This is a genomic window from Rhodococcus sp. WB9 (assembly GCF_007558985.1).
Taxonomy (GTDB): Bacteria; Actinomycetota; Actinomycetes; order Mycobacteriales; family Mycobacteriaceae; genus Rhodococcus_F; species Rhodococcus_F opacus.
This window is the reverse complement of the sequence record NZ_CP041769.1, coordinates 1,376,895-1,392,226: the sequence shown is the minus strand read 5'-3', so window position 1 is coordinate 1,392,226 and position 15,332 is coordinate 1,376,895. Positions and strand designations below refer to the sequence as shown.

Genomic DNA, 15,332 nt, shown 5'->3' with positions numbered 1-15,332 from the left:
CGCAGACGAACATGGCCTCCGCGCGATGCGGAGGCCATGTTTGCTGTGCGGGTACGTCGTCACCACAGACGGCACAGCGTCTTCCCCACGGTGCGGCCGCCCAGCATCGCGACGATGGCGTCGGGCGCCGATTCGAGACCGTCGAACACGGTCTCCTCGGCAACGAGTCGCCCGTCGCGGAGGTAGCTCCCGACCTCGGCCCGCATGTCGCCGAGCAGGTGGTCGTAGGCACCGGCCCGGAAACCCTTCATCGTGAGGCTCTTGGCCACGATCTGAAAGAGGTTGTCCGGACCTGCGGCCGCCGCCTCCGCGTCATAGGACGCGACCGCGCCGGCCATGGCCACCCGGCCTCCCGGCCGAAGACGATGCAGGGCGGCCTCGAGATGCGCTCCGCCCACGTTGTCGAAGTACAGATCGATGCCGTCGGGTGCCGCGCCGTCGAGGGCCTGCGTCAGGTCCGCCGTGTGGTAGTCGAATGCGGCATCGAGATTCAGTTCCTCCCTCAGGAACCGGACCTTCTCGGCGGATCCCGTGCTGCCGACCACGTAGTGACCTCGGAGCTTTGCAATCTGTGCGGCGAGGCTGCCGACCGCTCCGGCCGCCGACGAGATCCACACGACGTCTCCTCCGGCGAGTTCACCGATGCAGTGCAATCCCACGTACGCGGTAAGCCCGGCGCTGCCCAGCGCTCCGAGATACGCCTGCGGCGGGTGTTCACCGGTGTCGAGTCGCGTCACACCACCGGCCCCGGCCAGAGTTTCCCCATCCTGCCGGATCACGGCGAACTCACGAAAACCATTGATGTGCAACACCGTGTCGCCCGGATCGAAGCCGGGGGCACGGGATCGGATCACCTCGCCGACGGTCAACCCGGTCAGCGTCTCCCCGATGCGGAACGGGCGTAGGTAGCCGGCGGGGCTGGTGGGCCCGAGTCGCATCCGGACGGACGGGTCGATCGACGACCACGAGTTGCGCACGAGAATGTCACCGGGCCCGAGTTCTTCGGGAACCGTCACCACCTCGAGGAAGAAGTCGTCGGACTGGACCTTCCCCCGGGGATGGCGCGCCAGTTTCAGCTCACGACTCTGCACGGGAATCCTTTCCACTCAGACCACGGAGAAGACGTCGTGGCCGTCTCGTTGTCGGACGGTGAGCCGGCCGCGGTCGACCAGGGTGTCGAGGTGCGCGAGGGTCTCACAGGTAGCGATCATCTGATTGAACGGGTCGAGCGTGGTGAACGGCTTTTCGCGACGAGTCCACGTGACCACGTGTGCCACGGCGGTCGCGGTCCCCTGCCCGAGCGAGATCAGCGCATTGCGCATGGCATCGAATCGCTGGTCATGGTGCGCGAGAAGCTCTTCTACTCGACGGTGGACGCTCGGTGCCGGATCTCCGTGCGCCGGCAGAAGTCGCGAATCGGGGCGATCGAGCAAACGGGACAGCGAGTCGAGGTAGCGCCCCAGCGGCAGGTCCCACTCGCCTAGCTCGAAGCCGATCGACGGTGTGATCGTGGGCAGGACGTGGTCTCCGCTGAACAGCAACCCGTGCTGTTCGTCGTGAAACACCATGTGTCCCTTCGTGTGGCCCGGCGTGTGCACGACGTCGAGCGTGTGCCGGCCGATCCGGAGCGGACCCGCGGTGAGCCAGTGATTCGGCTCTTCCCAATCCGACGGGTGGAACGGCTCGGCGGCGGTCAGCACCTCGACCGTGTCTGCCAGGAGGGGGGCACCGGCGCGGCGGAGTTCGTGTAGGGAATCCGTCGGAACGTTGCTGCCGAGTGCACTGACGGCCGCCAATCCGTCCGCCTCGGCCACTCCGAGGTGGACGCGTGAACCGTGACGGCGGCGGAGTTCGACGGCAAACGTGTAGTGGTCGCGGTGCACGTGCGTGACGTAGATGTCGTGAATCTGATCGGGGCTGTGGCCGATCCGGAGCAGTGCCCGCTCCATCTCCTCGAGGGTGGTGCCGACTCGCCACCCACCGTCGACGAGGGCCAGGCCGTCCGGGGTCTCCAGGGCGTAGACGTTCACGGCCCCGAGACCGTCGCCGGGCATCTGCAGGGGTATCCGATGCACACCGGGCGCCACCTCGTAGCAGCCCGGTTCCATCCACCCCGCCCTCATGATGTCGCGCTGTCCACTTCGATCATCGTCTTCTCTTCGCCCATGACGAGGATGCGCTTTCCGCGCATCTTGCCGACGTTGTCCACTGCGGCTTGCCATTCCGGGCTGGCGAGCGCGGCGTCGAGGTCCTCGCGGGAGTCGAAGCTCAGGATCGACACGCCGTCCCATTCGCGGGATCGGTCGTCCATCGCGTCCAGTACTTCGGTGTGCTGCCAGCGTCGCAGGCCCGGGAGCGGATAGGTCACGTCGGCGTGCTCACCGCGCCACCACTCGATGAACTGCTCGTGGCTCCAGTCGTGGGGACGGGCGGCCAGGACGATCAAGTTGTACATCATCTCTCCATTACTGACATGAATTAAGTTCAATTACCGAAGGTGTGGGAAAGCCACCCCACGACCGCCGCGGATTATGCGCGGACGATACGCAGAGTGGCGTCGCGAACGTGCCGGTTGAGCTGGTCGAGAGTCATGTCACCGTCGGGCCGGTACCACCGCCACACACTGACGACGAGACCGAGGACGAGCCGGGCCATCAAACGGGCATCGGCGTCGGCGAAGACCCCGGCGCCCATCCCCTTCGCGATGAGAAGAGACCATGCCTCCTCGATCGAATTCACCAGCGCCCGCGACGTCTGACGCTCGGCCTCTTCCTTCTCGGACTGACGGGGCGTGGCCAGCAGGTCCATGTGACTCTGGAGGATTCGACGCTGCAGGGCGTCCCGAGGGGTCGCTTCCAGGGCGCTGGTGATGGCGGCGCTCAGCGCCTCGACCGGGTCGTCGACGCCCTCGATCGCGGTGGTGAATCGTTCGAGCGACTGCGCCAACTCCAGGCGCATGATCGTCAGCAGGCAGTGCGCCTTGGATTCGAAGTAGTGGTAGAGCGCGGTCTGACCGATACCGACCTCGTCGGCGATCGACGCCCACTTCGTGTGCTCGAAGCCCACTTCGCCGAAGCGTTCGATTGCGGCCGTGAGGATGAGCCCGCGCTTGGAACGCGGACCATCGCGGAGCGTCATGGCTTCTACGGACACGGGATCCCCATCCTTTTGTCGCGGGTCGGTACCGGTAAGACTACCTGAACTGAGGTCGGGTCGGGTGAAGGTCAGGTGGCCTCGGTACCGGCGAGCAGGCGTGTTGCGAGATTCACCGCGTCCGGCCGCGAGAGTTTCCCGACCCGGTTCTGCGGCAGATCGTCGATCGTGAAGACGAACTCGGGCCACTTGAACTTCGGGAACTCGTCGTCCCCGAGGTGCGCGGTCACGTCGGCGAGGGTGATCGGTGCACCGGTGCTCACGACCAGGGCTGCGGCGCGTTCACCGAGCAGTTCGTCCGGCACCGGCACCACACATACCTGGGACACCGTCGGAATTCGCGCGATGGCCGCCTCGACCTCGTTGATGTCGATGTTGCGGCCCCCGCGGATGATGATCTGCTTCTGCCGCCCCATGACCCGGATACTCCCGTCCTCCGCGACTTCGACGAGGTCGCCGGTGGGCAGGAATCCGTCCGCGGTGAGTTCGGGCGGTGCGGGAACGCCGGCTCGGGCGTAACCGACGAAGAGGGAGGGCCCGTTGACCTGCGCGTCACCGACCCGCCCCGGCGGCAGCGGAGCGCCGTGTTCGTCGACCGCACGGACGACGGTCCCGGGGAAGGGACGACCGTCCCGCCCCAGGCGCACGGCCGGCTCGTCCGAGGGCAGCGGGGTGGTGTGCCCGAGGCACTCGGACATGCCGAACACCCGCAGGAACGTGGTGCCGAGGGTCCGTTCGGCGCGACCGAGCGCACCGGCATCCATCGGACCCCCGCCGACGGTCATTGCGCGCAGCGACGTGAGCGCGCCCACCGCGTCCGGCGCGACCGCCAGCTGGAGCGCCATCGTCGGGACGAGCATCGTCCACGCGACCTGGTGTTTCCTGACCACCTCGAGGGCGTGTGCCGGCTTCCAGCCGTCCATGCAGACCATCGGCGCTGCCAGCATCGTGGGGAGGTAGAGCCCGAAGCAGAATGCGGCCACCGACGACAGCGGAACGAACGCGGCAACCGGGTCTCCGGGTTCGAGGCCGACGGCGTCGATCGTGCAGCGGCAGGCGTACCGGATCGCGGCTTCCGACTGCACGACGCACTTGGGATGTCCGGTCGACCCGGACGTCATCGCGATCGCGATCCCGCCGTTCCACCGTGCGACATCGCTGACCGGTGATCGCGACCAGCGCATCGACCAGCCGCCCAGCGCGGTCGCCTCTTCGGAGAAGTGGTCGTCCGACGCGCCCCAGTGCGTAAGAGACCCGGGGTCGGCGATCACCACGTCGGGTGCGATGTCGTGCAGGGCCACGGCGAACTCCGACGGGGTGGCGTGCCTGCTGAACACCGCGACGACACCGCCTCGCAGACCGACCGCGAGGGCCGCGGTCAGCGTCCGCCAGCTGTTGTCCGCCTGGACGAGCACGGTGGGCGAACCCCCGCGAGCGGTGTCCAGCAGTGCGGCGAGCTCGGTCGCCGCCGCGGCGATGCGCGCGGCGGTGTACTCGCCGGAGGCGTCGACGACCACGATCTCATCGGGCGAACTCTTTGCGCGAGCAACGAATTCGCGAGCCAACTCCCACATCCCGCAATCCTCCTGTTCAGCGAACCACTGTCATTCTCGGTCATCGTGCGCGGTATCGCGCAGGCTTCGCCGGTCACGGCACGAGGACGGCGCGCCCGTGGATCGCTCCGCGGCGCAGCCGGTCGTACACGTCGACGGCGTCGTCCAATCGGTACGCTGTCGACTCGACGCTCAGCAGTCCTCGTTGCGCGAGGTCGACCACCGCTTCGAGATCGGCGCGCGTTCCCCAGAACGGGGCGCTGACCTGCCAGCCGTTGGGCAGGCCGAGGTCCTTGCCGACCGTGAGCCGGCCGCCCCCGCTGCCAACGGTGACCAGGCGGCCGCCGGGACCGAGCAACCGCGCGGCCGAGTCCATCGTGGCCGGCGAGCCGACGAAATCGAACACCACGTCGGCGTCGGACGTCGCCACGTCGGCAACCTCCGGGACCGCCCGGTCCGCCCCCAACTGCCGGGCGAGGTCGCGCGAGTCCGCGCGGGGATCGACCGCGATGATCGTGCCCGCGCCGAGAGCGCGAAGGATCTGGACGGCGAGATGGCCCAGTCCCCCGACACCGACCACGACGGCGACCGAGTGGCTGTCGACGAGGTCTCGGTTCGTGCGGATCGCGTGGTAGGCGGTCAGGGCCGCATCGGCGAGCGGTGCGGCACTCTCGGGAGCGAGCCCCCGGGTGCGCACCACGAATCGTTCCGAGGGAACGATCATGGCGTCGGCCAGACCGCCGTCGTGCCCGAGACCGTTGCCGATCGCCGGACGCCTGCCGTCTGCTCGAGGACGCAGCTCGTGGCAGTAGTTCTCCCTGCCCCGCCTGCAGTTGCGGCACTCGCCGCAGGACCAGACGCCGTGGACCACCACGGACTCGCCGATCCACGACCCGTCGGCGTCGGGGCCCGCGGCGACCACGGTTCCGGCCACCTCGTGCCCGAGTGTGAACGGGAGCGGGTAGTCGAACGCGCCTGCGGGTGCATCCATGACGTGCAGGTCGGATCGGCAGAGCCCGGCGGCCCGGACCCCGATCAACAGTTCGGCGCGCCGCGGTTCGGGGACTCGCACGCGCTGGACCTGCGCGGGTTCACCCCAGGCGGTCATGCGCACGGCGCGCATCGTCTCGATGGTCATCGTCGTGTCGCCTACCTGGCCGTCCAGCCGCCGTCGACGACGAGCGTCTGTCCGGTGACGTACGACGACGCATCCGACGCGAGGAACAGCACGGCGCCGTCCACTTCGCCGGCCCGGCCACCGCGGCCGAGCATCGTGTTGCGGCGCACCCAGTCCGCCGAGCGCTGGTTGCCGAACAGTCCGTCCGTCATTTCGGTATCGAACCATCCGGGAACGACGGCGTTGACACGGGCGCCCCGCCTGCCCCACTGACCCGCCAACTCGCGGGTCAGCCCGAGAATTCCCGCCTTCGACGCCGCGTAGCTGGCACCGCCGATGGGCGCCGTGGACACGAGACCGATCACCGAGGAAATGTTGATGATCGAGATCCCCGCGCCCTCCTGGACTGTCGACGTGGCATACGTCGCCAGATGGAAACCTGCCGCGAGATTGACGTCGAGAATCGACGAGAACCCGTCGGCGGTTTCGTCCTCCGCGTTCGGAGGTCCGGGCTTGCCTGCGTTGTTGACGAGAATGTCGACGTGACCGGTGCGCTCGCGGGCGCGGTCGACCAGGCGGCGGCGGTCGGCGTCGACGGTGATATCGCATTCGACCGGGACCACGGCATCGACCTCCGCCGCCAGTGCCTCGAGCCGATCGGCCCGGCGGGCGGCCGCGAAGACCGTCGCGCCTGCCGACGCCAGTGTCCGCGCGAATCCCATTCCCAGGCCGGACGACGCACCCGTGACGACGGCGACGCGACCGCTCAGCTGGAACAGCTCGGGTACCTGCATGTGGTTGGCTCCTACTCCTGTTCGTGGCACGCGCGTCAGTAGACGGCGGTGCGTCCGCCGTCCACCGGGATGACGGCGCCCGTGGTGTAGCCGGCGCGGTCACCGGCCAGATGCACGACTAGGCCGGCGATTTCATCCGGATGCCCCAGCCGACCGGCGGGGAGCCGGTCGACGATCTTGCCGACGAACTCGTCGTCCCAGTCGGCCGCCATGTCGGTCGCGAATCCACCCGGCATGATGCAGTTCACCCGCACCGTGGGCGCGTATTCCTGCGCGAACGCCATCGTCAGCGCGTTGAGGCCGTTCTTCGACGCCGCGTACATCGCCTCGGGCGGGCTGGGCCGCAGCGCACCGATGCTCGAGATGTTGATGATGGAACCGCCTCCTGCCGCGCTCATCCTGGCGCCCGCCACGGCCATCAGCCGGAACGGGCCCTTGAGGTTGACCTCGATCGTCTTGTCGAAGAGCGACTCGGAGACCGACTCGAGGTTCGGCGACAGGGGCGCGATGCCGGCGTTGTTGACGACGATGTCGAGGCTTCCGAACTGCGTGAGAATGTGGTCGACGGCGAGTTCGATCGCGTCCCACTTCCCGACGTGCAGTGCGAGCGGTTCGGCGATGCCACCCGTGTCCCTCGTGATCGCGAGGGCCGCGGAGACGCATGCGTCCTCCTTGCGGCTCGACACGATCACGGTGGCGCCGGCGGCGGCCAGCCCACTCGCGATGGCGTATCCGAGCCCTCGGGTGGCCCCCGTGACGAGTGCGACCTTGCCTGTCAGTTCTCGCTGTGCGTTCATGCGTACTTCTTCAGTTCGAGGCGCGCGATGGTGCGCAGATGGACTTCGTTCGGACCGTCGGCGATCTGCAGCGCCCGGGTGATCGCATACAGCCGGGCCAGGATCGTGTCGTCACTCACCCCTGCTGCGCCGTAGGTCTGGACGGCATGGTCGACCACCCGATGAGCGACCTCCATGGCCGCGACCTTGATCGCGGCCACTTCCGAGCGGGCCGCGGCGTTGCCCCGGGTGTCCATCAGCCACGACGACTGGAGAACCAGCAGCCGGATCTGGTCGATCTCCATCCGGCTGCGCGCGATCCACTCCCGTACCACACCGCGGTCGGCGAGCGGCGCACCGAAGGCATTGCGCTGCAGAGCTCGTCGGCACATCAGCTCGAGGGCGCGCTCGGCCATGCCGATCGCGCGCATCGCGTAGTGCATGCGCCCCGGCCCCAGCCTGCCCTGCGCTATCGCGAAACCGTCGCCCTCGGCGCCGAGCATGTGATCGGCAGGCACCCGGACGTCCGTGAACTGGACCTCGCCGTGACCGAGCCGGTCGCGGTACCCGAACATGGGCAGATCGCGAAGGACCTCGATACCGGGAGAATCCGCGGGCACCAGGATCATGCTCTGCTGCCGGTAGGTCGGAGCGTCGGGATCGGACTTGCCCATGAAGATGACGAGCTTGCAATCGGGGTCGAGAATCCCTGAGGTGTACCATTTCCGGCCGTTCAGGACGTACTCGTCGCCGTCCCGGCGGATGGTCGACGTGATGTTCGTGGCGTCCGAGCTCGCCACATCCGGTTCCGTCATGGCGAATGCCGATCGGATCGTGCAGTCGAGAAGCGGCGCGAGCCACCGTGACTGCTGTTGCTCGGTACCGTACATGGCGAGGATTTCCATATTGCCGGTGTCGGGTGCCGAACAGTTGACGGCTTCGTTGCCGATCACCGAGCGTCCGACCAGCTCGGCGAGCGGGGCGTACTCGAGGTTGGTGAGACCGGCCCCCCACTCCCCGTGCGTCATGAAGAGATTCCACAATCCGAGCTCGCGCGCCTTCGCCTGCAGGTCCAGCATGACTTTGGGCTGCTCGTGTGGGTTGTCGTTCGATTTGATCTGCTCGTCGTACACGGCCTCGGCCGGATAGACGTGCTCTTCCATGAAGGTGCGCAGCTGTTCGAGCAGTCGCTCGGTGCGTGCGGAGTATTCGAAGTCCACGTGTCGTCCTTTCGAATCAGGCGAGTAGCGCGGTGCCACCGCGGATGAGCTGGGAGATGGTGTCGGGCAGCCGTTCCTGATCGGGGTCGTGGTGGCGGCCCTCCCGGTGCCTGCGCAGGTTGTGACCCATGATGGCCGCCATCTTGAGGCGGCCGAGCGCGTTGAACCAGTTCATGTCCCGCAGTTCCGGGCCGTCCCCGGAGTAGAGGGCGATCAGTTCGTCCGCGGACGGCAGGCCCGGCACCACGCGCCCCACGCCGGGAAAGTTCCCGCCGTCGGCGAAGACCAGGAACCAGCCGAGCTCGACCCGCGGATCACCGAGGCTCCAGATCTCCCAGTCGATCAGTGCCGCCGGCTCCGTGTCCTGCGCGAGGATGTTGCCCAACCGGTAGTCGCCGTGCACCAGCGTCGGCGGCAGTGCTTCGGGGAGATCGGCGGCGAGGAGACGCAGCAGTTCGCCTCCCCCACTCACGAGTTCGGGGGGAACGGCGTCCAGAGTGCGTTGCCACCGCGCCAGTTCCGCGCCGGGCGACAACGGATCTCCGGCGTCCGGGATCGTGTCGACGGGCACCGCGTGCAGCAGCGGCAGCACCGCGGCTGCCCGGCGCATCCGCGCGGCCGCGACCGCCGGCTCGACCGCGGGTGTGTCGAGCACCGGCTCGAGCGATTCGCCTGCGACGCACTCCATCGCGAACCAGGCGGGCCCGCTCTCGTCGACGGCGACGATGCGGGGCACGGGAACCGCTGTGGCTCGCAGTGTTTCCATGATCCGTGCCTGACGCAGCATGTCGTGCCGGCCGATGGGACGCTGCCCCTCGGGTACCGCCTTGACGACGAGGTCGCCGTCGCCCGTCCGGACCTTGTAGGTCAGCCCGGAATGCCCTCCGAGCAACGGCTCGAGCGGGCCGACGTCCAGTCCCGGGTTCTGCTCGCGCAGCCGCCGCGCCACACGGTCGTCGAGGGTGATCGTTGCAGTCACGGGCGGGGCTCCCTCGGCAGGCCGAGCACACGCTCGGCGAGGATGTTGCGCTGGATCTCGTCGGTGCCGCCGGCGATGCGGTATCCGGGAGCGCCGAGCACGTGCTCGGTCCACGCGAACGTTCCCCACTCCCCCGAGTCGGCGATCAGATCGCGACCCAGCAACAGCCGGACCACTTCCGAGGTTCGTGCCATGGTGTCGGTGGCGAGCAACTTGCCCACCGACGCCTCCGGGCCCGGGTCCTTGTCGGCGACCACGGCCGCCGCCACCCGCATTCCGGTCACCCGCTGGACGTAGCTGCGCGTCACGAGATCTGCGACCTTGTCCCGCTCGATCTCGGACAGTTCACGGCCCAGGTGCCGGGCGAGTTCGACGGCCTGATCCGCGTTGGCCAGGCCGAGATTCCCGGCGTCGAGGCGCTCGGCCGCCAGCACGGTCAACGCGACCGGCCACCCTTGGCCCACCGGGCCCAGCCGGTAGTCGTCCGACAGTTCGACGCCGTCGAGGTAGACCTCGTTGAAGGAACTGCCGCCGGTCATCTGGCGGATCGGCCGGACGGTGACCCCGGGGGCGTCCATCGGGATCAGGAAGACGGTGAGGCCTGCGTGTTTGGACGCGTCCGGGTCGGTGCGGCACACCGCGACGCCCACGTCGGCGACCCGGGCGCCGGACGTCCAGACCTTGTGCCCGGTGATCGTCCACCGGCCGTCGCGTTCGACGGCCCTCGTCCGGACAGCCGCCAGGTCCGATCCGGCTTCGGTTTCCGAAAACAGCTGGCAGGCAATGATGTCGGTGCGGAGCATCGCCCGCACGTACCGCTCGCGCTGTTCCGGTGTTCCCCACTGCGCAATGGCGGGTGCAACCAGTTGCTGAGTGACCGAAAACATTTCAGTGCGGCGGGGGACGTCGAACGCGTTCTCCTCCCGCCGGAACGCGAGTACATAGGACATCGGCAGGTCGCGTCCACCGTATTCGGCCGGCCAGTTCATCGAACCCCAGCCGGCGTCGAACTTCGTCTGCTCGTACGCGCGGATGTGGTCGGTCTCTTCGCGCTCCTGCTCCGCGGTCCAATTCTCGAAGACGGCGACCGAGTCGGGTCCCACTCCCCATTTGATCTGGGTGCGCGGTTCGGCGACCGTTCGCAGCCACGCCCGCGCGTCGTCCACGAACTGGTCCAGGCCGGGCATCGTTGCTTGATTCATGGCTCTTCCTCAGACTGACAGGACGGTGCAGGCGCTGATCCCGGGCGCACCGTAGACGTGGGTGAATCCGATGCGCGGGTGTCCGGGGACCTGGCGGCCACCGGCCTCTCCGCGCAACTGCGTGACGATCTCGTGTATCTGCCGGAGACCGGACGCGCCGATCGGCTCCCCGTTCGCGATGCAGCCACCGTCGGTGTTGATCGGGATCCGTCCGCCGATCTCCGTTTCGCCTGCGGCGATGAGCTTTTCCTGTTCGCCGTGCTCGCAGAACCCGCATTCGGCCATGTGCATGATCTCGGCGCCGCTCTCCGTGTCCTGGAGTTGCGCCACATCCACGTCGGACGGGCCGAGTCCGGCCTGCTCGAATGCCGCGGCTGCGACGGACGTGCTCACGCTGGGTGGGGTTCCCTCGCCCTGTATTGCCGGGCCGAATACTTCGAAGGAGCCGTACCGGCGGGTGCCTGCCGCAATGCCCCGTAGGTGCACGGGCCGTCCCCCGAGTCGCCGGACCGCGGCCTCGCTTGCCACGACGACGGCGGCACCGCCCTCGCCGGGCGAGCAGAACATGTACCGGGTCAGGGGGTCGTTGACCATGTCCGCGGCGGCGATCGCCTCTGCGGACATCGGTTCACGCCGCCAGGCATTCGGGTTCAGGGAGCCGTTGCGATACGCCTTCTCCGCGACGGCAGCCAGTGTGGGTGCGGTGATCCCGTGTTCGCGCATGTACCGCGCGATCTTGATGCCGAAGAACTGGGTGGTGACCATGAGGCCTGCCTCGCCGTAGCCGACGGGCAGACCCCAATCCTCCGGTGCGGGATCGAACGCGCCGCGCGGATGTTTGTCGAAGCCGACCGCGAGTGCGATGTCGGCGGCACCCGCGCGGATGGCGTTGACCGCCGACACCAGTGCGCTACCGCCGGTCGCGCACCCGTTCTTGACGTTGGTGAACGGGATCCCGGTGAGTCCGAGTTCGGACACCAGGGTGTCGGCGAGCCCGGATCCGTCGCTGCCACCGAACGCGACCTGAACGTCGGTCCACGCGATGCCGGCGTCGGCCAGGGCGGACGCGATCGCGTCCAGGGCCAGTCCGCGACCCGTTCTGTCGGGCTGACGGCCGAATTTCGAGAGTCCGGCCCCGATGATCGACACGGTGGACATCAGCGGGTCTCCTTCAGATAGGCGTCGGTGGCGAAGCGGGGCACCGGCGCCGTGGCGACCAAGGTCACCGGCGCCCCGTCGTCCAACTCGGCGAAGTCGCGGCAGTCGAGCACGGCTTCGATCCTGATTCCCTCGGGGAGCTCGACGTATCCGACGGCGAACGGCGAGAACCCGTCCGGCGGCGGAACATACGGCGGGGATTTCGGGGCGAACCGCTGAACGGTGTACGCCCAGACCGTTCCGCGTGCACTCACCGTGAACGGCGCCATCGACGTCCCGGCACACCTCGAGCACACGCGGGTGGCCGGGAACGCGACCGCCCCGCAGTCCGGGCAGCGGCGTGCGTCGAGCGCCGGCGCGGTGTGTGTCTCGCCCATCCTCATCCTCTCCTCGGGAATCGTCGTCGCGGTCGGATCAGCGACCGACCCACTTCGGTTCACGCTTTTCGAGGAACGCGTTCACGCCTTCTCGCGCGTCCTCCGACTGCAGCGCGTTGCCGACGGCGAGGTGCTCCATCACCATGAGCGACTGAATGTCCGCGTCGAGACCGCGGTCGATGCACATCTTGGTGAGCTTCATCATGAACGGGCTCTTGTCGACGATCGGTGCGATGAATTCGGCGAGGAGCTTGTCCAGATCGTCGGCCGGCGCGGACGCGTTGATCAGGTCGAAGGCCTCGGCCTCCTTCCCGGTGAGGAGCTTGCCGGTGAGCATGAGCTCCTTGGTCTTGCGCACGCCGATCATGCGCGGCAGGCGGTAGATCGGGCCCGCGCCACCGAACAGCGCACGCCGGATGTGGAAGTCGCCGATCCGGGCGTCCTCGGCGGCGATCGCGAAGTCGCACGAGATCATCAGCTCGAAACCGCCCGCGGTGACGAAGCCTTCGAGGACCGCGACGGACGGGGTGTTCATCGAGTACAGGCGGTCGCACACCCGGGCCGACAGCACCGCGACGTCCATCGCGGTGGTGGAGCCGACGTACTTCTCCCGCAGCTCGTCGAGATCGAAGCCCGAGCAGAAGGTGCCGTCACGTCCACGCAGGACGAGCACCTTGAGGTTGGGGTCGTTGTCGACCTCCACGATGATCTCGTCGAGGCGATGCAGCAGCTCGACGGTGACCGCGTTCTTCTTGTGCGGGCGGTTGAGCCACACGCGGGCGACGTCGCCGTCCTTCTCGAGCACGATGTGGTCGGTGTCCACCATGTCGGTGTCCTTTCGAGGAATGAAACTGAACTGGATTCACTTCAGTTCTACTGGGTGGGAGATGGTCCGTCAATAGGGCGGAGCAAGAGGTTTCGATTCAGCCGAGGGCAGACGCCCCGATTCAGAGCCCGACGAGATCCGCAACGCGACTGCGGTGTGCCCGCGAATCCCCCAGAAGCGGTTCGTCACCGAGCGCGCGGCGAACGTAGGAATGCGTCGCGTGTTCCCAGGTGAAGCCGACACCGCCGTGCAATTGCACGGCCTCGAGGGCGGTGGCGATCGCGGCCTCGGTGCAGATCGCCCCCGCAACCGCGGCCGGGAGCGCCGCGGAGTCGGGGTCTTCCGCGAACACGGCGGCCGCATACCGCGCCGCCGATCGAGCCTTCTCCAACTCGACCAAAGTGTTAGCCAGTCGATGCTTGACGGCCTGGAAGGAGCCGATCGCTCGCCCGAACTGGTGGCGCTGCATCGTGTATTCCGTTGTGCTTTCGAGTAAACGATCGACGATTCCCACATGTTCGCACGCCAGTCCGATCACTCCGAGGCTCCGCAGCGATGCGGCCGTCCGCAGTGCGTCGCCGGGTCCGACGAGACGCACCGCGGCCGCGTCGTCGAAGAGCAGATTCGCCTGCCGCCGACTGGGATCGATGACCGGAAGCTCCGTGCGCCGCACCGGGGCGGTACGCAGATCGACCGCGTACAGGCCGGGCCCCTCGTCACCGCGCCCGAGTAGCACGGCGATATCGGCCGCGCCGCCCTGCACGACATTGGTCGCGCGGCCGGACACCGACCAGCGGTCTCCGGTTCGGGTGGCGTCGACGAAATCGGTCTCCGCACTGAGAGCTGTCACGGTTGCGACGAGTTCGCCCTGGACGACTCGCCCCAGCAGGTCGTCGACCTGCGGGCACCTGTCGGCGGCGAGCAGGGCGTGCACTCCCAGCGTCGCGGACGTGAGTACGGGTTCGCAAACCAGCGCGCGCCCGCATTCTTCGAGAACGATCCCGAGTTCGACCACGCCGTAACCCAGGCCGCCGCGATCCTCCGGCACCGTCAGGGCGGCGACGTTCATCTCCTTGACGAGAAGCGACCACAACTCGGGTGAATAGCCGATTTCCGACTCGGCGGCGAGTCGGCCGGCCTCGATCGTCGAATGCCGATCCAGCAATCGGCGGACCACCGCCCGGATATCGTCGTGCTCGGCGACAGGCGTCATCGCCGGGGGTTCGGTCTCGGGCCAGGGATGGGAATGGGGGGTCGGCATGGAACTCTCCTCAAATTGACGTGAGTTCAGTTTAGTTTCGCCGAAGCTGTCCCGGCAAGGACCCTCGACAAGCGGCGCCGGGTTGAACTAAGTTCATTTCATGACCGATGCACTCGTAATCGAGCGGTACTACGCGATCCTCGACAGCGGCCGGATCGACGACGCAGTTGCCCTGCTCGACGAATCGATCGAGTTCGCCATAGTCCTCCCGGGTACCGTCCGCAGGGGGTACAGCCGCGCCGACATGCTCGACTACCTGAGGGGACGGCCCCCGGTCGATCGACGACACGTGCTGCTCCGAACGAGCAGCGCCGGCGACGTCCAGTTCGCCTACGGTTCCGTCGTCGAGAACGACGTGAAGACGACCGGCTACTTCCTCGCCGCCATGCACCTCGACAGCGACGGAACCATCGATGCGTACGAGGTGTCCTTCGATACGGAATTCAGCATTCTCACAAAGGAGTTGGCCCATGGGAAGCGCGACTGACCTCAACGAGACGACTTCTGCGACTCCCGTGCTGGTCGCGTGGTTCGCGATCATGGATTCGGACGATCCCGATCGCGTCCTGAACATGATCACCGACGACTTCCGGATGTCGGTTCAATTCTCCACCGGCGGTGGGAATGCCGCCGAATTCGTCGGGGATCGTGGCGGTCTCGTCGAGTACCTGCAGCAACGCGAGAAGAGTGTGCTCGTACACGAGGTCCTCGCGGGAGCTCGTGTGGGAGAGGTCGAGCTGGCACTGGGACGCACCACACGGAACGGTGATTTCGAGGCCTCGTTCAACACCTCGGCACAGCTCGACGGTTCGGGGCGCGTCCGGAGGTTGCTGATCTGCCGCACACCCGAGATCTCGTTCCCCCTCTGAAACAGCTGTGAGTACTTGTTAACCGCGGGCGGTTAACAAGTACTCAC

The 15,332-nt window shown here is 67.6% G+C and carries 17 protein-coding genes; 2 read left to right on the top strand and 15 right to left on the bottom strand.

Features of this window, described 5'->3' with window-relative positions; all coding sequences use genetic code 11:
* Positions 1-59: 59 nt before the first annotated feature.
* From FND50_RS06640 to FND50_RS06570, 15 genes are all read right to left on the bottom strand, one after another.
* A complete protein-coding gene (locus FND50_RS06640) occupies positions 60-1,091 on the bottom strand; it encodes an NADP-dependent oxidoreductase (protein ID WP_144285204.1) in 1,032 nt (343 codons plus the stop codon).
* 15 nt (positions 1,092-1,106) lie between these two features.
* On the bottom strand, positions 1,107-2,108 hold the full coding sequence (locus FND50_RS06635; protein ID WP_144288992.1) for an MBL fold metallo-hydrolase: 1,002 nt from the start codon (positions 2,106-2,108) through the stop codon (positions 1,107-1,109).
* Positions 2,109-2,119: 11 nt separating this feature from the next.
* Positions 2,120-2,455, bottom strand: coding sequence for an EthD family reductase (locus tag FND50_RS06630; protein ID WP_186301319.1), 336 nt, complete (start codon positions 2,453-2,455; stop codon positions 2,120-2,122).
* 74 nt (positions 2,456-2,529) lie between these two features.
* A complete protein-coding gene (locus tag FND50_RS06625; RefSeq protein ID WP_144288991.1) occupies positions 2,530-3,138 on the bottom strand; it encodes a TetR/AcrR family transcriptional regulator in 609 nt (202 codons plus the stop codon).
* A gap of 86 nt (positions 3,139-3,224) precedes the next feature.
* Positions 3,225-4,727, bottom strand: coding sequence for a class I adenylate-forming enzyme family protein (locus tag FND50_RS06620; RefSeq protein ID WP_144285202.1), 1,503 nt, complete (start codon positions 4,725-4,727; stop codon positions 3,225-3,227).
* Positions 4,728-4,800: 73 nt separating this feature from the next.
* Positions 4,801-5,844, bottom strand: a complete 1,044-nt coding sequence (locus tag FND50_RS06615; RefSeq protein WP_144285201.1) for an NAD(P)-dependent alcohol dehydrogenase — start codon at positions 5,842-5,844, stop codon at positions 4,801-4,803.
* 11 nt (positions 5,845-5,855) lie between these two features.
* Positions 5,856-6,617, bottom strand: a complete 762-nt coding sequence (locus tag FND50_RS06610) for an SDR family NAD(P)-dependent oxidoreductase (protein ID WP_144285200.1) — start codon at positions 6,615-6,617, stop codon at positions 5,856-5,858.
* A gap of 35 nt (positions 6,618-6,652) precedes the next feature.
* Positions 6,653-7,414: an SDR family NAD(P)-dependent oxidoreductase gene (locus tag FND50_RS06605; protein ID WP_144285199.1), complete on the bottom strand. Its 762-nt coding sequence runs from the start codon at positions 7,412-7,414 to the stop codon at positions 6,653-6,655.
* Complete coding sequence (locus FND50_RS06600) at positions 7,411-8,613, bottom strand: acyl-CoA dehydrogenase family protein (RefSeq protein WP_144285198.1); 1,203 nt, start codon at positions 8,611-8,613, stop codon at positions 7,411-7,413. Before FND50_RS06600 ends, FND50_RS06605 begins: the two co-directional genes overlap by 4 nt.
* A gap of 16 nt (positions 8,614-8,629) precedes the next feature.
* Positions 8,630-9,592 (bottom strand): phosphotransferase family protein, encoded by a 963-nt coding sequence (locus FND50_RS06595; RefSeq protein WP_144285197.1) that lies wholly within the window; start codon positions 9,590-9,592, stop codon positions 8,630-8,632.
* The gene (locus FND50_RS06590; RefSeq protein WP_186301247.1) at positions 9,589-10,794 is read right to left on the bottom strand and encodes an acyl-CoA dehydrogenase family protein; all 1,206 of its coding nucleotides are present in this window, start codon (positions 10,792-10,794) and stop codon (positions 9,589-9,591) included. The genes FND50_RS06595 and FND50_RS06590 overlap by 4 nt, the downstream gene beginning before the upstream one ends.
* Positions 10,795-10,803: 9 nt before the next feature.
* Entirely contained in the window at positions 10,804-11,952 is a 1,149-nt protein-coding gene (locus tag FND50_RS06585; RefSeq protein WP_144285196.1) for a thiolase family protein, read from the bottom strand.
* Entirely contained in the window at positions 11,952-12,329 is a 378-nt protein-coding gene (locus FND50_RS06580) for a Zn-ribbon domain-containing OB-fold protein (RefSeq protein ID WP_144285195.1), read from the bottom strand. The genes FND50_RS06585 and FND50_RS06580 overlap by 1 nt, the downstream gene beginning before the upstream one ends.
* A gap of 37 nt (positions 12,330-12,366) precedes the next feature.
* Positions 12,367-13,155: an enoyl-CoA hydratase/isomerase family protein gene (locus FND50_RS06575; RefSeq protein ID WP_144285194.1), complete on the bottom strand. Its 789-nt coding sequence runs from the start codon at positions 13,153-13,155 to the stop codon at positions 12,367-12,369.
* A 121-nt stretch (positions 13,156-13,276) separates the two neighbouring features.
* Positions 13,277-14,416 carry an acyl-CoA dehydrogenase family protein gene (locus FND50_RS06570; RefSeq protein WP_144285193.1) on the bottom strand — a complete coding sequence of 380 codons (1,140 nt, stop codon included), beginning with the start codon at positions 14,414-14,416 and terminating at the stop codon, positions 13,277-13,279.
* A gap of 100 nt (positions 14,417-14,516) precedes the next feature.
* On the opposite strand from FND50_RS06570, the gene FND50_RS06565 reads away from it, so the two are divergent.
* Together FND50_RS06565 and FND50_RS06560 are read left to right on the top strand one after the other, a co-directional pair.
* A complete protein-coding gene (locus FND50_RS06565) occupies positions 14,517-14,903 on the top strand; it encodes a hypothetical protein (RefSeq protein WP_065489199.1) in 387 nt (128 codons plus the stop codon).
* Positions 14,887-15,285 (top strand): hypothetical protein, encoded by a 399-nt coding sequence (locus FND50_RS06560; protein WP_007300972.1) that lies wholly within the window; start codon positions 14,887-14,889, stop codon positions 15,283-15,285. Before FND50_RS06565 ends, FND50_RS06560 begins: the two co-directional genes overlap by 17 nt.
* Positions 15,286-15,332: the final 47 nt, after the last annotated feature.